This window comes from Psychromarinibacter halotolerans (genome assembly GCF_029168315.1).
Taxonomy (GTDB): domain Bacteria; phylum Pseudomonadota; class Alphaproteobacteria; order Rhodobacterales; family Rhodobacteraceae; genus Psychromarinibacter; species Psychromarinibacter halotolerans.
This window is the reverse complement of record NZ_JARGYD010000003.1, coordinates 247,735-271,931: the sequence shown is the minus strand read 5'-3', so window position 1 is coordinate 271,931 and position 24,197 is coordinate 247,735. Positions and strand designations below refer to the sequence as shown.

General features: G+C 60.6%; 24 protein-coding genes and 1 tRNA gene. 14 read left to right on the top strand and 11 right to left on the bottom strand.

What is annotated here, in order from left to right; translation table 11 throughout:
* Window positions 1–6: 6 nt before the first annotated feature.
* From P1K30_RS09860 to argB, 3 genes are read right to left on the bottom strand one after another with little or no spacing between them, the layout of a single operon-like run.
* Entirely contained in the window at window positions 7–516 is a 510-nt protein-coding gene (locus P1K30_RS09860) for a SixA phosphatase family protein (RefSeq protein ID WP_275632553.1), read from the bottom strand.
* On the bottom strand, window positions 513–1,199 hold the full coding sequence (locus P1K30_RS09855) for a 4Fe-4S dicluster domain-containing protein (protein ID WP_379561800.1): 687 nt from the start codon (window positions 1,197–1,199) through the stop codon (window positions 513–515). The genes P1K30_RS09860 and P1K30_RS09855 overlap by 4 nt, the downstream gene beginning before the upstream one ends.
* Window positions 1,171–2,031: an acetylglutamate kinase gene (gene argB, locus P1K30_RS09850; protein ID WP_275632552.1), complete on the bottom strand. Its 861-nt coding sequence runs from the start codon at window positions 2,029–2,031 to the stop codon at window positions 1,171–1,173. The genes P1K30_RS09855 and argB overlap by 29 nt, the downstream gene beginning before the upstream one ends.
* A gap of 102 nt (window positions 2,032–2,133) precedes the next feature.
* Between argB and ttcA the strand changes: the two genes are divergently transcribed.
* From ttcA to yihA, 5 genes are all read left to right on the top strand, one after another.
* Window positions 2,134–3,003: a tRNA 2-thiocytidine(32) synthetase TtcA gene (gene ttcA / locus P1K30_RS09845; protein WP_275632551.1), complete on the top strand. Its 870-nt coding sequence runs from the start codon at window positions 2,134–2,136 to the stop codon at window positions 3,001–3,003.
* Between the two features lie 78 nt (window positions 3,004–3,081).
* Window positions 3,082–4,632, top strand: a complete 1,551-nt coding sequence (locus P1K30_RS09840; protein ID WP_275632550.1) for a putative bifunctional diguanylate cyclase/phosphodiesterase — start codon at window positions 3,082–3,084, stop codon at window positions 4,630–4,632.
* Between the two features lie 127 nt (window positions 4,633–4,759).
* Complete coding sequence (gene yidC / locus P1K30_RS09835; RefSeq protein ID WP_275632549.1) at window positions 4,760–6,589, top strand: membrane protein insertase YidC; 1,830 nt, start codon at window positions 4,760–4,762, stop codon at window positions 6,587–6,589.
* Window positions 6,586–7,329, top strand: a complete 744-nt coding sequence (locus P1K30_RS09830; RefSeq protein WP_275632548.1) for an MOSC domain-containing protein — start codon at window positions 6,586–6,588, stop codon at window positions 7,327–7,329. Before yidC ends, P1K30_RS09830 begins: the two co-directional genes overlap by 4 nt.
* Window positions 7,329–7,976: a ribosome biogenesis GTP-binding protein YihA/YsxC gene (gene yihA / locus P1K30_RS09825; RefSeq protein ID WP_275632547.1), complete on the top strand. Its 648-nt coding sequence runs from the start codon at window positions 7,329–7,331 to the stop codon at window positions 7,974–7,976. The genes P1K30_RS09830 and yihA overlap by 1 nt, the downstream gene beginning before the upstream one ends.
* A gap of 9 nt (window positions 7,977–7,985) precedes the next feature.
* Here yihA and yidD read toward each other — a convergent pair whose 3' ends face one another.
* The 3 genes from yidD to rpmH are packed head-to-tail and all read right to left on the bottom strand — an operon-like array spanning window position 7,986 to window position 8,774.
* A complete protein-coding gene (gene yidD / locus P1K30_RS09820; RefSeq protein WP_275632546.1) occupies window positions 7,986–8,207 on the bottom strand; it encodes a membrane protein insertion efficiency factor YidD in 222 nt (73 codons plus the stop codon).
* Window positions 8,204–8,602 (bottom strand): ribonuclease P protein component, encoded by a 399-nt coding sequence (rnpA, locus tag P1K30_RS09815; protein ID WP_275632545.1) that lies wholly within the window; start codon window positions 8,600–8,602, stop codon window positions 8,204–8,206. The genes yidD and rnpA overlap by 4 nt, the downstream gene beginning before the upstream one ends.
* 37 nt (window positions 8,603–8,639) lie before the next feature.
* Window positions 8,640–8,774, bottom strand: a complete 135-nt coding sequence (gene rpmH / locus P1K30_RS09810; protein ID WP_012177012.1) for a 50S ribosomal protein L34 — start codon at window positions 8,772–8,774, stop codon at window positions 8,640–8,642.
* Between the two features lie 290 nt (window positions 8,775–9,064).
* Between rpmH and P1K30_RS09805 the strand changes: the two genes are divergently transcribed.
* The 4 genes from P1K30_RS09805 to P1K30_RS09790 all read left to right on the top strand — a co-directional run bounded on the left by P1K30_RS09805 (window position 9,065) and on the right by P1K30_RS09790 (window position 12,761).
* On the top strand, window positions 9,065–9,799 hold the full coding sequence (locus tag P1K30_RS09805) for a TVP38/TMEM64 family protein (protein WP_275632544.1): 735 nt from the start codon (window positions 9,065–9,067) through the stop codon (window positions 9,797–9,799).
* Entirely contained in the window at window positions 9,799–11,211 is a 1,413-nt protein-coding gene (locus P1K30_RS09800; RefSeq protein WP_275632543.1) for a dihydrolipoyl dehydrogenase family protein, read from the top strand. The genes P1K30_RS09805 and P1K30_RS09800 overlap by 1 nt, the downstream gene beginning before the upstream one ends.
* Window positions 11,212–11,227: 16 nt before the next feature.
* Window positions 11,228–12,631, top strand: coding sequence for a sensor histidine kinase (locus P1K30_RS09795; protein ID WP_275632542.1), 1,404 nt, complete (start codon window positions 11,228–11,230; stop codon window positions 12,629–12,631).
* A 53-nt stretch (window positions 12,632–12,684) separates the two neighbouring features.
* Window positions 12,685–12,761 (top strand) — tRNA-Arg (locus tag P1K30_RS09790).
* Here the strand turns inward: P1K30_RS09790 and P1K30_RS09785 are convergent.
* Genes P1K30_RS09785 through P1K30_RS09765 form a run of 5 tightly spaced genes read right to left on the bottom strand, consistent with a single transcriptional unit; the run spans window position 12,724 to window position 17,020 of the window.
* Window positions 12,724–14,292: a recombinase family protein gene (locus tag P1K30_RS09785; RefSeq protein WP_275632541.1), complete on the bottom strand. Its 1,569-nt coding sequence runs from the start codon at window positions 14,290–14,292 to the stop codon at window positions 12,724–12,726. The genes P1K30_RS09790 and P1K30_RS09785 overlap by 38 nt on opposite strands.
* Window positions 14,289–14,729 carry a hypothetical protein gene (locus P1K30_RS09780; RefSeq protein WP_275632540.1) on the bottom strand — a complete coding sequence of 147 codons (441 nt, stop codon included), beginning with the start codon at window positions 14,727–14,729 and terminating at the stop codon, window positions 14,289–14,291. The genes P1K30_RS09785 and P1K30_RS09780 overlap by 4 nt, the downstream gene beginning before the upstream one ends.
* The gene (locus P1K30_RS09775) at window positions 14,710–14,988 is read right to left on the bottom strand and encodes a hypothetical protein (RefSeq protein WP_275632539.1); all 279 of its coding nucleotides are present in this window, start codon (window positions 14,986–14,988) and stop codon (window positions 14,710–14,712) included. Before P1K30_RS09775 ends, P1K30_RS09780 begins: the two co-directional genes overlap by 20 nt.
* On the bottom strand, window positions 14,985–15,344 hold the full coding sequence (locus P1K30_RS09770) for a hypothetical protein (protein WP_275632538.1): 360 nt from the start codon (window positions 15,342–15,344) through the stop codon (window positions 14,985–14,987). Before P1K30_RS09770 ends, P1K30_RS09775 begins: the two co-directional genes overlap by 4 nt.
* A 2-nt stretch (window positions 15,345–15,346) precedes the next feature.
* Window positions 15,347–17,020, bottom strand: a complete 1,674-nt coding sequence (locus tag P1K30_RS09765; RefSeq protein ID WP_275632537.1) for a type IV secretory system conjugative DNA transfer family protein — start codon at window positions 17,018–17,020, stop codon at window positions 15,347–15,349.
* A 95-nt stretch (window positions 17,021–17,115) separates the two neighbouring features.
* Here P1K30_RS09765 and P1K30_RS09760 point away from each other — a divergent pair, with 95 nt between their 5' ends.
* From P1K30_RS09760 to P1K30_RS09740, 5 genes are all read left to right on the top strand, one after another.
* Entirely contained in the window at window positions 17,116–17,967 is an 852-nt protein-coding gene (locus P1K30_RS09760; RefSeq protein WP_275632536.1) for a hypothetical protein, read from the top strand.
* Between the two features lie 27 nt (window positions 17,968–17,994).
* Window positions 17,995–18,333, top strand: coding sequence for a low molecular weight protein tyrosine phosphatase family protein (locus tag P1K30_RS09755; protein ID WP_275632535.1), 339 nt, complete (start codon window positions 17,995–17,997; stop codon window positions 18,331–18,333).
* Between the two features lie 793 nt (window positions 18,334–19,126).
* Entirely contained in the window at window positions 19,127–20,428 is a 1,302-nt protein-coding gene (dcm, locus tag P1K30_RS09750; protein ID WP_275632534.1) for a DNA cytosine methyltransferase, read from the top strand.
* Entirely contained in the window at window positions 20,428–22,002 is a 1,575-nt protein-coding gene (locus P1K30_RS09745; RefSeq protein WP_275632533.1) for an ATP-binding protein, read from the top strand. The genes dcm and P1K30_RS09745 overlap by 1 nt, the downstream gene beginning before the upstream one ends.
* The gene (locus P1K30_RS09740) at window positions 21,995–24,196 is read left to right on the top strand and encodes a Z1 domain-containing protein (protein WP_275632532.1); all 2,202 of its coding nucleotides are present in this window, start codon (window positions 21,995–21,997) and stop codon (window positions 24,194–24,196) included. Before P1K30_RS09745 ends, P1K30_RS09740 begins: the two co-directional genes overlap by 8 nt.
* Window position 24,197: the final 1 nt, after the last annotated feature.

The window sequence follows — 24,197 nt, the reverse complement described above, 5'->3', positions numbered from 1 at the left end:
GCGGTCTCAGTCCGTCAGATCGGCGGGCACCGTGAAGGCCACCACGCGACCTGTCCCGAACGCCACGGTCCGCCAATCGTCGCCATCGAACTCTGCCACCAGCGTGGCGCAGGTCGGATAATCGCTGAACCGCGCATGGTGCGGGGGGCTGGCGACGATCGAGGCGGCGAATTGCGCGATGCCGGGGTTGTGGGCCAGCAACAGGACGCTTCGGGCGTCGCCCGCGCCGCGCAACGCGGTCAGGATCGCGCCGGTCCCGGCAAGGTACAGCGACCGCGTCCACTCGGTGCGGGCGGGTGCGGGCAGGGCGTCCTGCATACAAGCCCATGTTTCGCGCGTGCGGGTCGCGTCGGACGACAGCACAAGGTCGGGCACGTACCCGTTCCCGTTCAGCCATGCGCCGATCGTCGCGGCCGCCTGCCGGCCGCGCTTGGTCAGCGTCCGCTCGTGGTCCGAAAGCTCGGGGTCGTCCCAGCCGGACTTTGCGTGGCGGGTCAGAATCAGGCGAAGGGTCATCGGTGAAAGGCTTTCATGTGAAATCGGGACTGTTCCGGCAGGCGACCGTACCGCGCGGACACCGGGCAGGCGCGGCGCACCGCACATCCGTTCTCCATGCAGTCCCGTCCTTCCGGTCCGTCAAGGAAGCTATGGCACGCCGCCAGATCGTAGCCCGCCGGCGTCAGGGCGCCAACAGGGCAGGCCGTGGCGCAGGGCGCGCCGTCGCAGGTGTTGCACGGGCGCGAAGCGGCGGGCGGCAGTGGCAACCGGTCCGTCAGCGCAAGCGCGCCGCGATAGGACACCATCAGCCCGGCCCGGTCGTGCACCAACAGTTGCACGGGCGAGGTCCAGGCCCGACCGCTGCGCGTCGCCCAGCGGATAAAGGGCCGCCACGGCGGGCCGCCGAAGGGAAACAGCGCCGTTGTCCTGGTCGCCTTTGCGATGTCGGCAATCACCCGAAGCGACCAGCGGTCCATCGGGTCGGCACGCCCGTCCAGAAACTCGGGCGCGGCGCTGACGTGGGCCCAGAAACCCGGCTCGTGCGGGCCCAGCAGCAGGATCGTCCCGGTGCCGTCCGGCGCGTCGTCGTCGGCGTTGGGGTGAAACGCGCCGAACACGTCCAGCCGGGCAGCCGCCAGCCGCGCGGCCAGATCGCCGGGCAGGGCGAGGCCGTCAGCCGCGGATGAGGGTGCCGGCGCCATGTTGGGTGAACAGCTCCAGCAGACAGGCATTGGGCGCGCGACCGTCTAGGATCACCACCGCGCGCACGCCCGCGGCCATCGCGGCCAGCGCGGTTTCTGTCTTCGGGATCATGCCGCCGGCGATCACGCCGTCGTCGGTCAGCTGGCGCACCTCGGCGGCGGTCAGCTGGGTCAGGACGTTGCCTTCGCCATCCTTCACCCCGGCCACATCGGTCAGCAGCAGCAGGCGGTCGGCCTTCAGCGCCCCGGCAACCGCGCCAGCGGCGGTGTCGCCATTGATGTTGTAGGTCTCGCCCGAGCGGCCGGTGCCGATGGGGGCGACGACCGGGATCGTGTTGGCCGAATGCAGCTGACGGATCAGCGTCGGGTCGACCTCTACCGGGTCGCCCACGAACCCCAGCGCGGGATCGGCCGGGTCGCAGACGATCATGTTGGCGTCCTTGCCCGACAGGCCGACGGCGCGGCCGCCCTCGTCGTTGATCGCCTGCACGATCCGCTTGTTCACCCGGCCGGACAGCACCATCTCGACCACTTCGACCGTGGCCGCGTCGGTGACGCGTTTGCCGCGCACGAACTCGCTTTGGATATCCAGCCGCTTGAGCATGTCGTTGATCATCGGGCCGCCGCCGTGGACGACCACGGGATGCACGCCGACCTGCTGCAGCAGCACGATGTCGCGGGCGAAACTCGCCATCGCGTCCTGATCGCCCATCGCGTTGCCGCCGAACTTGATGACCACCGTCGCCCCCGCGTATCGCTGCAGGTAGGGCAGCGCCGTGTTCAGGGTGCGGGCCGTCACGATCCAGTCGGGGTTCATCTCGCGGGTCTTCATGCTGTCTCCGTTGTTGTGATCCCTGTTAAGCGTGATCACGGGTCGGCTCAAGTCCTGCCGAGATTGCCTTTGGACCCCGCGCAGGCTAGGAGATCGGCCATCATGCTCGACGAATCCGAAGACATCCATCCGCTCTTTTCCGGCGCGCCCGCGACCACGGAGTTCAAGAAACTCCGCAAGCGGATCGTGCGCGACACGCGCGACGCCATCGAAAAGTACGGGATGATCGAACGCGGCGCCCGCTGGCTGGTCTGCCTTTCGGGCGGCAAGGACAGCTACACGCTGCTGGCGGTCCTGCATGAATTGCAGTGGCGCGGGCTGCTGCCGGTGGACATCCTTGCCTGCAACCTCGATCAGGGTCAGCCGGGATTTCCCGCGACGGTTCTGCCCGAGTTCCTGCAAGCCAAGGGCGTGCCGCATCGGATCGAGTATCAGGACACCTATTCCATCGTGATGGACAAGGTCCCCGAGGGCCGCACCTTCTGCGCGCTGTGTTCGCGTCTGCGGCGGGGCAACCTGTACCGCATCGCGCGCGAGGAAGGGTGTTCGGCGGTCGTGCTTGGCCATCATCGCGATGACATTCTGGAAACCTTCTTCATGAACCTGTTCCACGGCTCGCGGCTGGCGACAATGCCGCCGAAGTTGGTGAACGAGGAAGGCGACCTGTTCGTCTACCGTCCGCTGGCCTTCGTGGCAGAGGCCGACTGCGAGAAATTCGCCCGGGCGATGAACTATCCCATCATCCCCTGCGACCTGTGCGGATCGCAGGACGGGCTGCAGCGGATGCAGGTAAAGGCGCTGCTGGACCAGTGGGAAAAGAACCACCCGGGCCGCCGCCAGAAGATGTTCCGCGCGCTTATGAACACGCGGCCCTCGCACCTGCTGGATCCCGACCTATTCGATTTCGCGGGCCTGATGCGGGAACCCGTCGCATTAAAGGAAAATGCGCCGGAAGTTCCGAAGCTCTCTTAACCTGACGCAAGGGCGGCTTGCCTAGCCTGCCTGCGACCGCCGGGATCTGCGATTGCCCGGCCAGCAGGGGGCCGGGACATGGCACGTATCATCAGCAAATTCTTGAAACAGGCTCTGACCAGCGCCCGGACGGCGTTCGTCGGACCGCAGATCCTTGCCTTCGTCCCGGCCCTGACGCTTGGCGGCTACTGGTTCGGGGGCGAAGGGCTGTTGCTGTTCATGGCGATCTTCGTGCCGGCGGCGATGGGGCTTGTCGGACTGTTCGCCCCGATGCGGTCGGCGGACCGGTCCGATCCGGACGGCGACGCGATCACCGGCCTGCCGCTGAAGCAGGCGGTTCTCGACACCCTGCAACGCGCGTTCGAGAAGGACGGCGACACAAGCTCGCGCACCGCCGCCGTGGTGCTGGAGATCGACGAATTCGAATCGTTCCGGAACACCTATGGCGCGGACGCCGCCGACCAGGTGCTGGGGCAGGTGGCCGAACGCATCGGATCGACGTTGCGGCAGGGTGACACTGCTTGCCGCCTGCACGGGGCGACGTTCGCGGTCGCACTGGCCCCGGCCCGGCGTCTTGACCTTGAAGCGATGATCCAAGTCGCGGCGCGGATGCAGCAGGCCATCGGCGCGCCGATCGTGATCGGCGGGATGCGGCTGTTCCTGTCGGCGTCCATCGGGTTCTGCCTGCCCCGGCGCGCCTCGGAACGCAGCCCGGATGCCTGCCTGGACGCGGCAGAGACCGCGCTGCGCGACGCGCAGGCCAGCGGCGTCGGAGCGATCCGCGCCTTCGCGCCGCAGTCGCCGCGCAAGCGGGTGAAGCGGACCGGGCTGGCCGAAGAAGTGTCCGATGCGCTTGAGGCCGGGCAGATCCGCCCGTGGTTCCAGCCGCAAATCAGCACCGACACCGGCGACATCGCCGGGATGGAGGCGCTGGCGCGTTGGGAACATCCGGACCGCGGCGTGATCCTGCCCGGCGCCTTCCTGCCCGCGATCGCGGCGTCGGGCCTAAGCCAGCGGCTGGGCGAAGTGATCCTGAACCACAGCATGACGGCCCTGCGGGACTGGGGCGCAGCGGGCGAGCATGTGCCCAATGTCGCAGTGAATTTCAGCCACGAGGAACTTGCCGACCCGACCCTGTGCGACCGGATCCGGTGGGAACTCGACCGCTTCGACCTGTCGCCCGACCGGCTGTGCGTGGAGATCCTCGAAACCGTGATCTCGCGGTCCGAGAACGACAGCATCACCCGCAACGTGACCCGCCTGAACGAGCTTGGCTGCAAGATCGACCTTGATGATTTCGGCACCGGCCACGCCTCGATCGCGAATATTCGCCGCTTCTCGGTGGGGCGGATCAAGATCGACCGGTCCTTCGTGACCCGGATCGACACGGACCGCGACCAGCAGTCGCTTCTGACCGCGATCCTAGAGATGGCGGAACGGCTAGGAATCGAAACGCTGGCCGAAGGTGTTGAAACCGTGGGCGAACATGCGCTTCTGGCCCAGCTTGGGTGCAACTTTGTACAAGGATTCTCGATCGCGCGACCGATGCCGTTCGCGGAAACGCTGGACTGGATCCGCATCCACCGGCAGCGGCTGTCCGACCAGCCGCGCATCGCGCGCGAGGCCTGAGAATGACATTTGGTCCTTGTGCAGGGCCGCAGCGTTGCAGTCACCTTTCCGGGATTCCGCTTGACCTTTCTGGCCTTGGATTGTTGAACCTGCGCTGACCTGACTTCAGCGTATTGGCAAACGGTTCATGAACGACCAGAACAAGAATCTCATTCTGGCAACGGCCCTTTCTTTCGCGGTGATCCTGGTATGGTTCCTGCTGTTCCCGCCGGAAGAACCGCCGATCGCCCCGGAAACCGACGTGATCGAAACCACCGAGGGCGAGCTTGCAGCCCCGCCTCCGGGCGGTGTCGGCGACACGGCCACCCCGGCGGGCGAGGCACCGGCCCCTGCACAGGAAATCGCGCGTCTGCCGATCGACACGCCGCGTGTCGAAGGCTCGATCTCGCTGTTGGGCGGCCGCATCGACACGCTGCGCCTGAAGGACTACCGCGAGACGCTGGACGACGACAGCCCGACGGTCCCGCTGCTGTCGCCGGTTGGCGGCAATGGCGCGTACTACGCGCTGTACGGCTGGACGCCCGCTGGTAACCTCGGCTTCGACGACGTGCCCGGCGCCAACACCGAATGGTCGGTCGAAAGCGGCGAGACCCTGTCGCCCGGCAACCCGATTACGCTGTCGTGGGACAACGGCAACGGCGCAATCTTCCGCCGGACGCTGTCGATCGACGAGGATTACCTGTTCACCGTCACGCAAAGCGTCGAGAACACCACCGACGCGGCCCTGCGGCTGGCGCCTTACGGCATCGTCGCGCGGCATGGCGAACCCGACACCGCGGGCTTCTTCATCCTGCATGAAGGCGTCGTGCGCCAAAGCGACAACTCGCTTGAGGAACTCGGCTATTCCGACCTTCCCGATCTGGACTTCGTCGAGCGTGAGGCTGCCCGGGCCGAGGTGATCGACGTCGCCGAGAACGGCTGGATCGGGTTCACCGACAAATACTGGATGACCACGCTGATCCCGCAGCCGGGGCAGTCGTTCCAGTCCGTCGCCAAATACGTGCAGAACGCCGAGATCTATCAGGTCGAAAGCCGCCTGCCGGCGATCACCGTCGAGGCGGGCGCGACCGGCGAGGTTTCGACCATGCTGTTCGCGGGCGCCAAGGAATGGGAGACGATTCGCGACTACGAGGAAAACCTCGGCATCCGCAATTTCGTCGACTCGATCGACTGGGGCTGGTTCTTCTTCCTGACCAAGCCGATCTTCCGCGCGCTGCACTTCCTGAACGGTGTGATCGGCAACATGGGCTGGTCGATCCTTGCCCTGACGCTGCTGATCAAGGCGATCCTGTTCCCGCTGGCCTACAAGTCCTACGTCTCGATGGCGAAGATGAAGGAACTTCAGCCCGAGATGGAGAAGCTGAAGGAACGCGCCGGCGACGACCGCCAGAAGATGCAGCAAGGCATGATGGAGCTGTACAAGAAGAACAAGGTGAACCCCGCTTCGGGCTGTTTGCCGATCCTTCTGCAGATCCCGATCTTCTTCTCGCTGTACAAGGTGATCTTCGTCACCATCGAACTGCGGCACGCCGCGTGGTTCGGGCCGTTCCGCGACCTGTCCGCGCCGGACCCGACCTCGATCTACAACCTGTTCGGCGCGTTTCCGTGGGCCGCCCCCGATCCGGGAACGACGCTGGCGCTGATCTTCATCGGCATCCTGCCGCTGCTGCTTGGCATCTCGATGTGGCTGCAGCAAAAGCTGAACCCGGCGCCCACCGACCCGGCGCAGCAGATGATCTTCGCGTGGATGCCGTGGGTGTTCATGTTCATGCTGGGCGGCTTCGCCAGTGGCCTTGTCGTGTACTGGATCGCGAACAACACGATCACGTTCACGCAGCAGTACATCATCATGCGCAGCCACGGTCACAAGCCTGACGTCTTCGGCAACATCAAGAAAAGCTTCGGTCGCAAGAAGACCGCCGAGGCGGCTGCCGGGAAAGGCAAGCCGAAGAAATGACCGCGCGCGTCTCCGGGCTCTGGCGTTTCCCGATCAAGAGCCACGGGCGCGAGCAACTGGATCGGACGGACCTGCGGCAGGGCGAATGCCTGCCGTGGGACCGCGCCTGGGCCGTTGCACATGAAAAATCGCAGGCGACCAACGAAGAGTGGTCGCGCTGCGCCGCCTTCACGCGGGTGACATCCAACGCGGCGCTGGCTGCGATCACCGCCGCGTTGGATGAGGCGACCGCCACCGTCACCCTGCATCACCCGGATCTTCCCGACCTGACGTTCCGGCCCGATGACGGGGCAGAAGCGTTTCTTGACTGGGTCACCCCGCTGATGCCCGAAGGGCGCGCCATGCCGGCGCGTATCGTGCGGGTGCCGGGCCGTGGGATGACGGATGCCGCCTTCCCGTCGATCACGCTGTGCAACACCGCGTCGCACGCCGCGGTCGAACAGCGTATCGGCAAACCGCTGTCGATCCATCGCTGGCGCGGCAACATCTGGATCGACGGCCCCGCGCCGTGGGAAGAATTCGACTGGGTCGGACGCTCTGTCCGGATCGGCGGTGCCGTGCTGCGCGTGGTCGAACCGACGGGGCGGTGCATGGCGACCGCCGCAAACCCCGAGACGGGCGTGCGGGATGCGGATACGCTGGGGACGCTAAAGACGTTCGGACACCGCGATTTCTCGGTACAGACCGAGGTGGTCGAAAGCGGCCCGGTGGCTGTCGGTGACAAGGTAGAGGTGCTTTGATGGAACCTGTCTTCCCGCTGGTCGAGGTGTCGGACACAGAGCGCAACGACGGCGCACGGCTGTTCCACGGCGAGATCGACTTTCTCAAGGGCGTCGTCGCGATGAACGGCCTGCCGCCGGCGGACCGGATGGAGATCTGCTTTGCCGGACGGTCGAACGTGGGCAAGTCGTCGCTGATCAACGCGCTGACGGGACGCCGCGCGCTGGCGCGGACGTCGAACACACCCGGCCGCACGCAAGAGATCAACTTCTTCACCGTCAGCGACGGCCTGTATCTTGTCGACCTTCCTGGTTACGGCTTCGCCAAGGCGCCTTTGCCGGTGGTCGAAAAGTGGCAGCGCCTGCTGCGCGCCTATCTGACCGGCCGCCAAAGCCTGCGGCGGGCCTTCGTGCTGGTGGATTCCCGGCACGGGGTGAAGGACCCGGACGAAGAGATCATGAAGGAACTCGACCGCGCTGCGGTGACGTTTCAGGTGGTCATGACCAAGACCGACAAGGTGAAAGCCGGAGAGCTGGACAAGGTGCTGGACCAAGTCCGGCAACGGCTTGCGAAGCACCCCGCCGCCTTCCCCGGCATCGTGACGACGTCGTCCCAGAAGGGCGAGGGGATCGACACGCTGCGGGCCGTGATCGCGGGCCTCGACTAGGCCGCGCCGTCAGTCGGGCACGTTGTCGACGCCCGAACCGCCCCACGGATTGCACCGCGCGATGCGGCGCAGGGCCAGCCAGCCGCCCTTAAAGGCGCCGTGGCGTTCCAGCGCCTCGAGCGCATAGACCGAACAGGTCGGCGTGAAGCGGCAGGAATGTCCGATCCACGGCGACAGCAACAGCCGATAGGCGTGGACGGGCAGGGCCGCGATGCGGGCCAGGGGGCTCATGTGTCGTGAATCCGCGACAGGGCGACCTGCAGGTCCGCCTTCAGCACCTCGAACGGGCGGCGCGCCGTTTCACCGGCCCGCCCGATCAGGACATAGTCCCAGCCCGACCGACCTTCGACCGGCAGGACCAGTCGCGCGATTTCACGCAGGCGCCGCTTGGCACGATTGCGCGCCACGGCGTTGCCGACCTTTTTGGAACAGGTGAAGCCGACCCGCACGTCCGTCTCTGACGGCTCGGCAAGATCGCGGCGGCGGGCCTGCAGGACGAATCCGGGCATCGCCTGCCGCTTGCCGCGGTTGGCTTTCAGGAAATCGGGCCGATTCCGCAAAACGGACAGCCCAAACGGCACCGCCGGCGGCTTCCGTATCCCGGAGGCCGCCGGCGGTGTCGTCATTGGAACCTCTACCCTGATAACGGGCGTGATCGGTAGATCAGGCGCTCAGGCTTTTCCGGCCACGCGCACGGCGCGCGTTCAGGATCTTGCGGCCAGCTTTCGTCGCCATGCGCGCGCGGAAGCCGTGCCGCCGCTTGCGGACCAGGTTCGAGGGTTGAAATGTGCGCTTCATCGCGAAACTCTCCGTCTGGCCGACCCACGCAAAAGGATTCGCAGGTCGCGTCATATTCGAAGCCCGGTCTTTAGGCGGAGCCGTGCGTGCTGTCAACCGATCCGCCGGCGGAATGTTTCAATTCCACGAAGGACATCGCCGCGCGATTGCCGGTTGTCCGGATCGGGTGCCGCAGACTGTAACAAACGGCGCGCAGGGCTCAATCCCCATCACTCGCCCGTGAAGGGCCTGTTCGCGGACCGGTGCCCGCGCCATTCTTTGTGGGGGCGATGAAACGGGAGCGATCCGAGATGACGGACAGGACAGGCGGCACGGCTGCGAACGGGCTGCTGCGCAAGCTGCCGATCGTGGTCATCGCCGTGGTCGCGGTGGTGGGCGCGTTTACCTTGCGCGATCATCTCGGTTTCGATGCGCTGCGCGACAATCGCGAGGCGCTTTTGCAGTTCCGCGACCGGAACTACCTGCTGACGGTGCTGGCCTTCATCGCGATATACACCGCAATCGTCGCGTTTTCGTTGCCGGGCGCGACGATCGCGACGCTGACCGGCGGGTTCCTGTTCGCGACCTTCCCCGGTGCGCTGTTCAACATCATCGCCGCGACCACGGGCGCCACGCTGATCTTCCTTGCGGCGCGCAGGGGCTTCGGTGACCGGCTTGGCGCACGGCTGGAGGGCAGCGAGGGGCTGGTGAAGCGAATCAAGGATGGCATCGACGGGAACCAGTGGTCGATGCTGTTCCTGATCCGCCTGATCCCGGCGGTGCCGTTCTTCGTGGCGAACCTCGTTCCGGCCTTCGTGCAGGTGCCGACATGGCGGTTTGTCGTGACCACCTTCCTTGGCATCATTCCGGGGGCGGTCGTCTACACCTCTGTCGGGGCGGGGCTGGGAGAGGTGTTCGAGCGCGGCGAGACCCCGGACCTGGGCATCGTGTTCGAGCCACATATCTTGTTCCCCATACTCGGTCTGTGTGCGCTGGCGGCGCTGCCGATCGGGCTGAAAGCATTGCGCGGCAAGAAGGGGCTGTGATGACACAGACGATCAAGACGGACATTTGCGTCATCGGCGCCGGGTCGGGCGGGCTAAGCGTCGCGGCAGGTGCAGTGCAGATGGGGGCGCAGGTCGTGCTGCTGGAAGGCGGCAAGATGGGGGGCGATTGCCTGAACTATGGCTGCGTCCCGTCCAAGGCGCTGATCGCGGCCGCGTCGCAGGCGCACGCGATGACATCTGGTGCGGCGCTTGGCGTGGCGCCGGCCGCGCCCGACGTCGACTATGCCGCCGCGATGGATCACGTCCGCCGCGCGATCGAGACAATCGCGCCCGTCGACAGCCAAGAACGGTTCGAAGGACTGGGCGTGCGGGTCATCCGCGAATGGGGGCGCTTCATTTCGGACCGCGAGGTGCAGGCCGGGCCCTATGTCATCCGTGCCCGCCGGTTCGTGGTCGCGACCGGGTCCGCGCCGCTTGTACCGCCGATCCCGGGGCTGGATACGGTGCCCTATCTCACGAACGAGACGCTGTTCGACCTGCGCGAGCGGCCCGACCACCTGCTGATCATCGGGGGCGGTCCCATAGGCATCGAGATGGCGCAGGCCCACCGTCGGCTGGGCTGCGCGGTCACGGTGATCGAGGGCGACAAGGCGCTTGGCCGGGACGACCCGGAAGCGGCCGCCTTGGTGCTTGGCAAGCTTCGCGACGAAGGCGTCCGGATCGTCGAGGGCGCGCAGGCTGAGAAAGTCACTGGCGGCGACGGCATCACCGTCGAGACGGGGCAGGGCGCCTTCACCGGCTCGCATCTGCTGGTCGCGGTCGGGCGCAAGGTGAACACGGACGGGCTGGACCTGCACAAGGCAGGGGTAAAGACCGACCGTGGCGTGGTGGTGGGCGACGACCTGCGCAGCAGCAACCGGCGGATCTATGCGGTGGGCGACGCCGCCGGGCGGCAGCAGTTCACCCATGTCGCGGGCTACCATGCTGGCGTCGTGGTCCGCGCCTTGGCCCTTGGGCTGCCGGCGCGTGCCAAGGACGCCCACTTACCGCGCGCCACCTACACCGATCCCGAACTTGCCCAAGTCGGCCTGACCGAGGCGGAGGCCCGCACCGAATACGGCGGCCGGCTAGAGGTCGTTCGTGCCGAATACGCCGAGAACGACCGCGCCATCGCCACCGGCCGGACGACGGGATTCGTGAAGGTCATGGTGGTTGGCGGACGTCCAGTGGGGGCGACCATCGTGGGCGCCGAGGCTGGCGATCTGGCCGCAACGTGGTCGCTGGTCATCGCCAACAAGCTGAAGATGAGCGCGGTCAGCGCAATGGTCGCGCCCTATCCGACGCTTGCAGAGCTTAACAAGCGCGCCGCGGGGGCCTATTTTAGCCCCAAGTTGTTCGATAACCCGACCGTGAAGCGGGTCGTCGGGCTGGTTCAAAGGTTACTGCCCTGACGGGCAAAGGTCATTCATGGCTCTCAATTCGCTTTCGGGTCGATTCCTGATCCTAACGGCGGTGTTCGTGATGTTCGCCGAGGTGATGATCTTCGTCCCCTCGGTGGCGCGCTTCCGCGAGGACTATCTTCAGCTGCGGCTGGAGAAGGCGCAGATCGCGTCGCTTGCCCTGCTTGCGAACGACATGATCGACGCGGGGCTGGAACGCGAGCTTCTGGAAAATGCGGGCGTCTACAACGTCGTTCTGCGGCGCGATGAGGCGCGGCAGCTGATCCTGTCCTCCGAGATCCCGGCGCCGGTGTCGGCCACCTATGACCTGCGGGACCCGGCAGGGCTGGAACTGATCCGCGACGCGATGCTGCGGCTGCTGCGGTCGGGCAACGACGTCATCCGGGTGATCGGCGACCCGGTGCGCGAGGCCGGGCAGCTGATCGAGGTCACGATGGACAGCGCCCCGATGCGGGCCGAGATGGTCGAATACGGGGCGCGGATTCTGGCGCTGTCTGCGGTGATTTCGGCGGTCACGGCGCTGTTGCTGTTTTTGTCGGTGCGCGGCCTGATCGTGCGCCCGATCAAGCGCGTGGTGGCCGCGATGACCAGCTACGCAGAGGCACCCGAGGATGCGCGCCGGATCATCGTGCCGACGGCGGGGGTGCGCGAGCTGCGCGACGCCGAGGTGGCGCTGGCCGAGCTACAGACGCACCTGTCGGGCGCGCTGCGGCAGAAAGACAGGCTGGCGCAGCTGGGCGGTGCGGTGGCCAAGATCAGCCACGACCTGCGCAACATCCTGACCACTGCGCAGCTGTTCGGCGACCGGCTTGAACGGTCCGAGGACCCGATGGTCAAACGCGCAGCGCCGAAGCTGGTCAGCTCGATCAGCCGGGCCGTGAACCTATGCGAGTCGACGCTCGCCTTCGGGAAGGCCGAAGAGCCGCCCCCCGCGCTGGACCGGCTGATGCTGGCGGATCTTGTGGCCGACGTGGTCGAGGCCGAGCGCCTTGCCTGTGGCGATCACGACGTCAGCTTCTCCGAGGATGTCCCCGCCACGTTGTCGATCCGTGCCGACCCCGAGCAGCTGTATCGCGTCATCGGCAACCTGCTGCGGAACGCGCGGCAGGCCATCATCGCCAGCGGCGAAAGCGGAGAAATCGCCGTGCAAGCCGAGGAAACCGACCGCGACTGGATCGTGCGTATCCGTGACACCGGCCCCGGCCTGCCGCCCAAGGCGCGCGATCACCTGTTCCAGCCGTTCCAGGGCGGCACCCGCAAGGGCGGCTTCGGTCTTGGCCTTGCGATCGCGCAGGAACTGATCCGGGGCCACGGCGGCCGTCTGATGCTGGAAACCACGGGCCCCGAGGGCACGACCTTCACGATTCATCTGCCCAAGGTGGTCGTCGAACTCGACGCGGCGGCAGAATAACGAAATCGCCCTTGCAAAGCCCCGGCGGGACCGTTACATCGCCCTCACCCCGCGCGCTGGTAGCTCAGTTGGATAGAGTACTTGACTACGAATCAAGGGGTCGGGGGTTCGAATCCTCCCCAGCGCGCCATCTCACATTTGTGACCGCAAATGTCACCTAAAGCCTTGAACGGTAAGGCTAAATTAGGTGTTCGAAGTCCTTGGTTTCGGCGGTAGGGCAAAGGCTCTACAAACGCCAACCTAAGGACGGTTTTCTTTAGGGTTAAATCTGAATTCTTCCATATACTCCAGGGGTTTGAGAGAAAACGCATGGCGTGTTCGAACGACTCCTCAAAGGTGTGGCGGGGTTTGCCACTCTTGGCGAGCTTTTCTTCGGCGAGAACTTTCTCGCGCTCCAGCTTGGCAATGCGCTTCTCATAAGCAGAAACCACGGAGTCGCTGCTGGCATCGACAATCCGATCAAGGAGCTGATCGACCTGCTTCTCAATCTGCTTGATGTTCGCCTTCACGCCCTTCGTGTCTTCAGACGCTTGAGCAAGGCGCATGTCCCACGCATCGCGGAACATTGCCTTCACGAGAGCGAATAGGCCTTCTGTGGGCTGGAGGGTCTGCAGAACGTCCTCGAATTCGCCCTCCAGCTCTTCACGCTTGATGGACTTCCGATAGCTCGGGCAGCCCTTTGTCGGGCAGAGGTAGTAGGGATATTTCTTGCTCTTGCCTTGCGACCAGCAGGCCGTCAGTGGCTTGCTGCAATCATCGCAGAGCACGAAGCCGCGCAGCGGGAAGTCTTCGTTGATGTCCTTGCGAGCAGGAGCCTTTGCCGTCCCCTTCAGACGCGCCTGAATCTTCTCGAAGGTCTCAAAGCTAATCAGGCCTTCATGCTGCGCCTTGCGCAGCGAGACGTTCCAGTTCGGCGCTTCGATGTAGCCCGCGTAGATCACGCGGGTGAGCATGTCATAGATTCGCTGATTGCGGATTTCTCCGCCAGGCAGGTCTTTCGGGAATGAGGGCTGGCGCTCCAGGAAGCGTTTGACCTCCACTTGCGTTTCAAAGCGCCCCGAGGCGTAGCCTTCGAGCGCTTCCTGCAAGGCCGAGGCATTGGGCTCATCGCGCACCAATACCTTGCCTTGACCGCTGACGCGCTCATAGCGGTAGCCTATAGGTGCCTGAAAAACCCAATAGCCATTCTGAACCCGTGCCCGCCTGCGGTTCACGGTCTGCTCGCCGTTCTTCTGACGTTGGTGTTGAGACACCGACGCCAGAAGGTTTTCCACGAGCTGCGAGTCCGAATCCTCGCCGAATTCGATAGAAGGGCTGACGAGGACGCCGCCAGCGTCCCCGATCTTCACGCGCAGATCGAAGTGAGCCATCAGGCCGCGCGCAAGGCGGCTGATGTCGTCAATGATGACGGCGTGTGGTTCTTTGCGACGGGTACTCAGGAACGCGAGCATCGCTTGCATTCCTGGGCGGGACGTGAGGCTGCCCGAGCTGTCATCTTGAAAGACCTCGACAACCTCATATCCCTTGTACTTGGCGAACTCGCGGCAACGAGTCTCCTGAGAGCCGAGGCCATCGCCGCGTACCGTTTGCTTCGTGCTCGATACGCGGCAGTAGATGACTGCCTTGCTGATTTCAGGGGTATTGTTCTCGTGGTACGTCATTCCGCCTCCAGTCGGGGCGGCATATCGCGCCCCGTCTTCTTGTCTTCTGCATTCGACGATCCTAGCCGATTGAAGTCAGCTTTGGGGCTGTGAGCTTCGCTCTTGTGATCTTTTCCACAGACTTCTTGAAGCGGATGGACACCAAAGCCGTGCTCGACAAAGCTCACGATGATGAACCATAGCGACTGTAAGAACTCTTCCTTCTGCGCGTCAGTCATGTCGGCGCTGTCCAGAAAAGCTTGGTATTTCTCAACATCAACGCGAATGACGGGTCTTGCGGACGCATCAAAGCGTTCTTGCAGGTTATGACCTGCGAAGTCTAACTCATCCTTCATGGCACAATCCTCCTGAAGAATGTTATTTTCAGTTATCTTCATTTTACCACTTTCCACTGTAACCCTACAAATTATGCGGTTTTCAGAAGGGTAGGTCGTCATCGATATCCTCTCCTCTTTTCAGGTCGCTGAGGTCGAATTCGCCCCAGATTTTCTCCTGCTCATTTTCGAAATCGATGATCTGGTACCTGTAATTCAGATACATTTCAGAATGCATCCAGATTTCGGATTCCTCGATTGCGTGCTGCAAAAGTTTCTCGGCATAAGCGTCGATATCTTCCTTGCCGTGGAATTTCGCGAGACGCTCCAGTTTCTCGGCGTAGTATCCATTCAGCGTTGCGGTGTAGTTTTTCTTGGTCATTTCAGGACTCCTTCGATCAGTTTGTTCCAGTTCAGGGGGATGAAGGTCACGAGCTGGCAGCGCTCGCCGTATCCAGGCCGCTCAACGCGGCGGCCTTGAATGCCGTAGTAGGCGCACCAAGCAGCGGAATTGCAGGAGCCAAATCCCCGCGTTGAGTGGCTGCACTGGTAGTCCCATCCAACGTGCGGAGTGCCGACGAAGAGCACGAAGCCCGCGATGCCCGAAACGAAGATCATTCTCGGGCGGATCAGCACGGCTTTGACCCCGCCGCCAATCCTGCGGCGCAGCCGTTTGATCGCGCCTTCGGGGCGCTTGGGTGGCTTGGAACCAACGACTTTGACGTCAAACTTGCTCATGGTCATTTCCTTTCCTGGCGTTTGAGTTCGTAGCCGAGCTGGAAGAGCGGCCTCGGGTTGGGGAAGTCTCCCTCGACGGGGTTGGGCTCTGCCCAATCGCGCCAAGGCGAAACGAACCAAAGGGGCACGAGCTGCGCCTTCACGGGCAGAAGGCCGTTGACGAGAAGCAACTGCTTGTCCCGTGGCATCAGTCTGATTTCATCGGCAGCCATGAGTGGTCTGCCTGTCTCGGACAGGCTTTCGCCGATCTCATCGGTGTCGAGGCGGCCAAGGTTGAAGTTGCGTGTCTTCACGGTCTTCTGGCCGAGTGCTTGCGAAAGCGTCCTTGCCAGCTCGAAATCCTGAACGGAGAAGAACTGCTTCACTTCAGCCTGCGAGAGCAGCGTCCGAGCAGTGTACTGACCGTAGATGCGGATCAGTTCTGCGAGTTCCTGCACGAACATCCAGACCCGCACGCCGAGACCAGGCAGCGCGGTCAGGCTTTCGGCGAGCCCTGCGAGCTTGCCCATGTTGGCAAACTCATCGAGCAAGAACAGGACTTGGCCGCGTTCATCGGAGCGGGCAACGGCGGTGATGGCCTGATTGACGATCAGGCCGAGCGCAGCCCCGTGCGAAGCAATCCGATCCTGCGGGAAAGCCAGATAGATCGAGACGTCACCGCTTTTCAGATCGGCGAGCGCGATATCTGAAAAGCTGACCGCATCGGCGAGATATCCCCCAGGCTCGAAGATATCGAGCGCCTGCACCGCCCCCGCGCGGAAGTCGGCGAACTGGTCGGGATTGCCTTCGATCTGAGAGGCGAGATCATCGCCGAGATCGGCCAGAAGCCCGCCAAGTGCATCCGAACGGCACATCGCATCGACGGCGCGGGCAAGCCGCTTCGGGTTGGCGACGAGCCTCCATGCTTCGGGAAGCGTGCACAGCTTGGGCTGGCTGAGTGCGAGATACAGGAGCACCGCGCGCAGGATCGTGCGCGACCCCTCGCGGAAATAGAAGTTCTTGGTGTCTTCGGGCTCAGGGAGAAGCTGAAGCGCGATGGCTTTGACTTCATCGGTCAGGCCGCGCTGACGGGCGGGATCGCCCGCAATGGCGATCAAGCCTTCGAGCGGATTGATGCGGTCTTGCGGCAGGCCGTGCAGCCCCCACGGGTTCAGCACGACAACGCGCTGTCCGAACCGCTCGCGGCGGTGAGCAGCCGTGACGGCAGCCAACTCACCCTTGGGGTCGGTGACGACGACCGAGCCCGTGTAGTGCAGCAGGTTCGGCAGGACGACATTGATGCCCTTGCCCTGGCGGGCGGGGGCGCAAGTCAGAAGATGCGCCTTGCCGCTATGGAAGAGCGGCTGGCCGTCCAGTGTGCCAAGGTAAAGGCCTTGAGGGTTCAGAAGTCCCGCATCGTCGCAATCTTCGACCGTCGCGAAGCTGGCTTCGCCGAAGACGCCCGAGGGTTTCTCGCTGGCAATGCGCTTTTCAAGCTGTCTCCAGGCACTGTAGTAACCCGCGATACTGCCAAGCACGGTGATGCCGCCAACCGCTTTGAAAAATCCAAGGTAGAGATCATCAGCGGCATTCGTGCCGCCGAGCATCGCAGGCGCGTAGTGGGCGAGCGCGATGAACGACACACCCAGGAGCAGGGCTCCAGTCGGTGAGGTGTTCTTGGGTTGGTTGCCAGCCATCTTGACTCTCCGTCGGTTGACGCGGGTTCATGTGATGGCTCTCCATAGATACAAAGAATCCGAACTCGTCACGGACACAACCTGGACACGGCAAGATGGCAGAGCAGTACTTTCACTATTCCGATGACGAGAGAGAACGCCTGCGCCGCGCCTTGCGCGAATACGGCGAGGCGATGAAGCTCACCGCTCAGGGGCTGGCAATCGACATCACAAGGAAGACAAATTTCGCTTTGGATTTCGATGCAGGCCGAAAACGTGTTTCGCGGTTTTTGGAAGGGAAGCACCGCCAGCCTGACGACTTCATACACGCGATAGCCGTTTATCTTGGCAGTGTGCCGCCGCCTGATATCGAACAGGGGGCTGCTACGTTCGCGCACTTCTTTTCACGCGGCGGAAAGCCGCAAATAGACTTGGCCGAACTGGCGGGGCGCTACCACGTCTATGCCAGTACAGATAGGCGTCAGGACGCCCAAAGCGGCTTCAGCGAAATAACCGTGATGAGCGCATTCGCAGAATTTTCGCCCGCGCCAGTCGAACCGCTGGCGTCAAAGGTCGCCTATGCGGTGATTGAAATGAAGCCGATGGAGAAATCCAATTCGCTTCTCGTTTCTGAAAATATCGTCAATTTCTACGCCGAGCCCGAATACGACAGTTTTCCTGATGAGCTGTCTTTCATCCACGATGCAGGAGTCTTCGTTGGGTTCGGTAAGTCCGACAGGGCTGTGCCGCGCTTTCTGATGGCAACCCGAACCGTACTCGAAACGCGGCTCTACCGCCTCTACAAAACCAAGGACAACCCGATGACCTTGAGGGGTGAGCTGAGCTTCAGCGGCATAATGGGCAGGCCGAACCACATGACGCACGCCAACCCGCTCCATCCCGAGTTCGAAATCGAGATGGTCAGGATCGAAGATGGGGGCAGCGGCAAAGAAAACGGGATTCCGTAGCCCATCCAGATAGGCTAGAATCCTCGCATGAAAGTTCTGTTCGTCTGCACCGCCAACAAGCTCAGAAGTCCGACCGCAGAGGATGTGTTCAGGGATTTCCCTGGCATCGAGGCCGTGTCGGCGGGCACGGATTCGGAAGCCCCGAGACCGTTGACCAAGGAGCTTGTCGCCAGTGCCGATCTGATCTTCGCGATGGAAAACCACCACCGCGATCGCATCAGGAAAAAGTACAAGCAGCGCCCAGCCGACAGCAGGATCGTCACGCTACACATCCCCGATGAGTACGAGCGGGGCGACCCCGAGCTGATCGAACTGCTACGGGCGAAGGTTGAGCCCCGTCTGGAAAGCATCCTCAGCGCCAGTTGAGGGTGCAGTAGTCCAGAGTTGGTGCGCATTGATGCGCCGCGACATTCATTGTAATACAAAGGCTTAAAGGAGCCGAAAGGCGATACCGCAAGATGTGTTTTGTAGTACAAAACCATCTTGGCAAGGGGGCTCGCTGCGCGCCCCCGTTGCATCCCCCAGGCCGTGGCTCTGTCAAGGGGGGTGACCCCATCCAGAGCCAGCAGAACGTATCGCCGTTCAATCACTCGCGGGAGACTTCGCTCTCCCTGCACCCATCGATCCTTTCAGGAAGATCAGGGGCTATCGCGCCCCTTGAAACCCACTCGCAACGTCTGACCGTTGCATCACCAATCAGGGGCGCGTTCCTGCTCCCCCGATACCCCCATGACCATTTCATGGAGACCAACCCTGCGCGGATTGGATGCCGCCATCTTGCCGAAGATGGATCACTCTCGGGGGTCTATCACCACCCCCAAGCCCAGTTCGTCGGACTTGGAGACTTGCCTCTCCACCGACACCGAACCATGAACAACCGACCGCTCGATTGAACTGCGCCACGCCGTGGAGGCCACTTCATGGAGACGACTTCATCGAGACCAACCGACGCGGGTTGGGTCGCGTCAGTGCGACGGGGGAACCTACCCAATACCCTCTTTCGTTCATCTACAACTACGTTGACAGTTCGCAGAAAGGCGCACCATCTTGTTAATAGGCGCTCCACGAGCCCAATATGGAGTAGATGAAGCGAAAGCTTGTGTTGCAAAAACCGATTGGTGGATGTAGCCTCAACAAAAACGTGAGGCAGTGTAACCGAATGAAATTTATCGATCTTTTTGCAGGTCTAGGGGGGTTCCACCAAGCGCTTAGTCAGCGCGGGGCGGAGTGCGTGTTCGCGTCTGAGTTGAACGTTGGTCTCTCCGATCTGTACGAGAAGAACTTCGGTCTTAGGCCACATGGCGACATTCGCAACGTAGACGTAGCCTCGATTCCAGATCACGACGTCCTGTGTGCGGGGTTCCCGTGCCAACCGTTCTCAAAAGCAGGGGATCAAAAAGGACTGGAGTGTCCGCAATGGGGTAATTTGTTCGATTATGTCGTGGCGATCTTAAAGCAGAAGGAGCCGCGATACTTTATCATCGAGAATGTGCCGAATCTGATTAAGCATAACGGCGGAGACACATGGAATACTATTTGCTCACAGCTTCGCGAAGACTACGATATCTCTTTTGAACGCCTGTCGCCGCACATGTTTGGAATCCCCCAGAAGCGCGAACGTGCCTTCATTGTTGGAGATAAAAAGGGGTTGGGCGGCTTTGATTGGCGGAAGCCAAAGAAAATGCCTGAAATCTCTATTCATTCGATTCTCGACAACAATCCTCCCGATGCGCATGGTCTAAACGAAAACCATGTAAAGTACATCGAAACCTGGCAGGAATTTGTCGCAGCATTTCCTCGCGAAGAAGAGTTGCCGTCATTCCCAATATGGGCAATGGAATTCGGAGCTGACTATCCCCTCGATGGAACTACGCCACACAAGCGTTCCTATAAAGGGCTCGGAAATTACAAAGGCGCATTCGGTAGGCCTCTAAAGGGGCTGTCTTCCAAAGATGTGAAAGAGGCGCTGCCAAGCTACGCACGCACTGAACTGGATGCATTTCCTGAATGGAAAATTGATTTCATTCAGAAAAACCGCGATTTTTACGTGCGACACCAGAAGTTGATCGATGGCTGGATAGAAAAGATCAAAGACTTTCCACCTAGCTTCCAAAAGTTGGAATGGAACTGTAAAGGTGCGGAGCGTGATATCTGGCAGCATCTTCTTCAGTTTCGTGCAAGCGGCATTCGTGTGAAAAAGGCAGATTCAGCCCCATCACTTATAGCGATGACTACAAGCCAAGTACCAATTGTAGCTTGGCGTAGGCGGTACATGACACCTCGTGAATGTAGCCGTTTGCAGAGCATGGGGGCGCTTAAGCACCTGCCAGACTCCAAGAATGGTGCATATAAGGCATTCGGAAATGCGGTTAACGTAGATGTAGTCGGGCACATTTACGATTGCCTGCTGAACCGTGAACCTTTTGAAAACACCGATAGCATGGCGGTAGCGGCAGAATAATGATACAGGTAAGCTCGGTAAATATTCGCCCTGGCGTCAATGTTCTCTCGGTGCTCCCCCATCTGAACTACAAGTCTTGGTTCGCCCTTGCCGAGTTTGTCGATAACTCGATACAAAGTAGCATAGAAAATAAAAAGAAGCTTAAGTCCGTAGATGGCAAGAATTTTAAGCTTCGCGTTGATATAGATTTCAATGTTCCCGCTAATACAATTTCTATAAAAGATAACGCCGCTGGAATTTCTTCTTCCGACTACCAAAGGGCTTTCCGCCCTGCGGAAATACCACCCGACGCCACTGGATTGTCTGAGTTCGGCATGGGGATGAAGAGCGCGGCTTGCTGGTTTGCTCCGAATTGGAGTGTCCGCTCCAGCGCTCTAGGTGAGAACGTTGAGCGAACCGTCATCTTCAATATCGATGAGATCGTTCATGACAGCATCGAAGAACTCAACGTGCTGTCAATGAAAGTTGCGGAAGACAAGCACTACACAGAAGTAAGGCTTGAGAATATTCGCCGCTTCCCGCGCGGCAAGACGATTCACAAGATCAAGGAACACCTCTCAAGCATCTATCGCGTCTACATTCGGGACGGCTCCCTGGCGCTCTTCGTTGATGGTGAGGAGTTGAAGTATGAAGATCCAGCTATCTTGAGCGCACCTAGTTATCGCGACCCAGATGGCGAAACCGTCTTGTGGAAGAAGGAGATCGACTTCGACCTTGGTGATGGAAAGTCGGCAACTGGCTTCGTGGCGATACGTGAGACCGCGAGTACGCGCTTGGCGGGACTGGCGCTCTTTCGGCGCAAGCGCTTAATCATGGGAAGCGCAGACGAGGCCTATCGCCCTGAGGACATATTTGGTCGCTCGAACACATACCCTTACCAAAGGATTTTCGGTGAGATTCATTTGAAAGGCTTTTTTGTTTCACATACGAAAGACGGTATTAAATGGGAGGAAAGTGAAGACGAATTTTTGCGGAAATTGCGCAAGGTCTTGTCGGAAGAAAATTTCCCGCTTCTTCAACAAGCGCGCGAACATCGCACCAAAGCTAGCGTAAAAGGCATCCGCAAGGATGCCACTGCAGCTCTGAATGCGACTGCGGCTAACCTTAGAAATGCGACACTGTCGGCGAGCGACGAGGTGAACGATTTGTTCACCCATAACAGCGATTCTAGCCAGGCCACCCCAGATCAGGATGAGACGCTCCCTGATCTTGCAAGTGCGGACAAGGAACATGCCGAGTTTCAGCTTCGCTTTAGAGGTGAACCATGGATCGTTGGCATCGAACTTTCCTATGCCGATGATGATACAGACTGGCTTACCATTCAGGATCACCCTTCGATCCTTGACCCTGAGCCGCGCCGTGTGACGGTGCGGGTAGCCATGCTTCACCCATTCATGGCGCAGTTCCCAACAATGGATGCCGACAGCTTTACTGCGATACTTAATATAGCGGCAGCTATGGGGTTGGCCGAAGTCGTTGCGGCAGAGCTTGCAGACAAGAAACCTACAGTAATCCGCCGCTACACCAATGAAATTCTAAAAAACCAAATGTCCAAGAGAACGATGAATGACTAGTAAAACGAGCGTTATTAAGGTTGCTCCCACTGCACCATTGGGGCGCGGGGGCTGGAACCCTGTGCAGGGTAGTTCCTTCGGTGATATGCTGGAAGCGAGCAGTGCGTTGTCCCAAGAAGAGAAAGATAGACTCTCTGAGGAAACGACTAAAATTCTTGGCGACTGCATTAATCCGAACGTGGCGGGGAAGACCAATACAGGTCTTGTCATCGGCTATGTGCAAAGCGGCAAGACACTCTCCTTCACAGGCCTTGCTGCGCTAGCCCGAGACAACAAGTACCGCCTTGTAATCTTGTTGGCTGGGACCACCAATAATCTTGTTGAGCAGTCTCACGCGCGCCTGAAGGAAGACCTCGATATTGATGCTACGCGCGATTGGAAGTTGTTTTCCACGCAGCAGAAAGGTTTTCAGCAAAGCGAGCTTGATCGCGTGAACATGGAACTCGCCAAATGGCGGCGGGGTAGTCCGCGTGCACGAACTATCCTCATCGTTTCGATGAAGCAGCACCAGCACTTAGACAACCTTTCGAAGTTACTTTCAAAATCTGATCTTTCGGATGTGCCGACGCTTATTATCGACGACGAAGGAGATCAGGCTGGAATTAATACCAGGGCAAAGCAAGATGAAGAGAGTACTACATACTCGCGGATCATGGGTTTGCGAAAACTATTTCCCCATCATAGCTACTTGCTCTACACCGCCACTCCGCAAGCTCCGCTGTTAATCAGTCGGATTGATACCCTTTCGCCCGACTTTGGATGCGTTTTGACCCCTGGTAGCATGTATGTGGGAGGACAGGAGTTCTTTGTTGACGGTGCAAGCAAGTACATTGAACCAATTCCGTTTGGCGATGTACCTGACAAGAACGACCCGCCCATTGAGCCGCCCAACAGTCTACTTGCTGCGCTTCGTCACTATTTTGTAGGTGTAGCGATAGGCTTGTTGGAAGAGGACTATCAGAACGGGCGTAATCGCTCGATGATGATTCATCCTGCAGTGCCGAAAGATGAGCATCTGATGTTTGCGCGGTGGGTGAAGCAGACTAAGAAGAATTGGTCGATCATACTCCAGGATGAAGACCACGAAGACTATGCCGACTTGGTAGACGCCTTCGAAATTTCTGCGAAAGAGCTCTTCAAGACGTACGAAACATCATTCACCTTTGCGGATGTGTTCTCTGTTCTCTTCGATGCCATCGAGGAGACTGCTGTGGTTGAACTTAACACACGGGAAAAGAACCGCATCCCAAGCGTAGATTGGAAGGGTGAGTATAGCTGGATTTTGGTCGGCGGTATCGGGCTTGATAGGGGGTTCACAGTCGAAGGCCTGACGGTAAGCTACATGCCTCGATCAACGGGCGTGGGTAACGCTGACAACATTCAGCAGCGGGCTCGTTTTTTTGGTTACAAACGAGGCTACCTAGGCCTTTGCCGAATTTATCTGACTGCAGAGAATATCGATGCCTTCACTGACTACGTGAAGCACGAGGAGTCCATCCGTGGCTCAATTCGATACCATCTGGCGCAAGATAAGACACTGAAGGACTGGAGGCGCACCTACTTCCTCGACCAAAGCCTGAAGCCAACTCGCAGTTCCGTTATACTTCTGGAAATGTATCAATCCAAAGGCCGTGGTGGTTGGGTTGTCCCTGACCATCCGTTCGATGACTCGGAGATAGTTTCGGAGAACCGCGATGTCGTTGATAGCGTTATCGCTGACTTTGATTTTCAGAGTTACGCTGAACCTGGATGGAACGACAAACAGTTGGTTCCAGCATTTAGCGATAGTATCAAGCTCGCCGACTTGCTCCCTAGGATTGGACAGCTTCGCTACAAGTGGCCGGACGACAACCTGCAGCATTCTGCACTTCTGCTAGGGCTTGAGCGCCTGGCGAACGAAGAGCCCGATTTGACCTGTAGCTTCTATGCTTTTTCAGGGCCTTGGTCAGACGTTGATGCCGTCCGCACCCTTGGGAATACGACCCCGCCAAAGATCAAGAACCTCTTCCAAGGTGCTAACGCAAATACAAACTATCCAGGCGCCAGAGCACTTGTATCTGCGGAGAAGATAACCTTCCAACTCCACCGATATGATATCCAGACTTCTGACAAGAAGCGGATGATCAGGGATGTGCCCACATTGGCCGTTCATGTTCCTGATCATCTCATGGAGCGCGTGTGGATCGAAAGGTAGC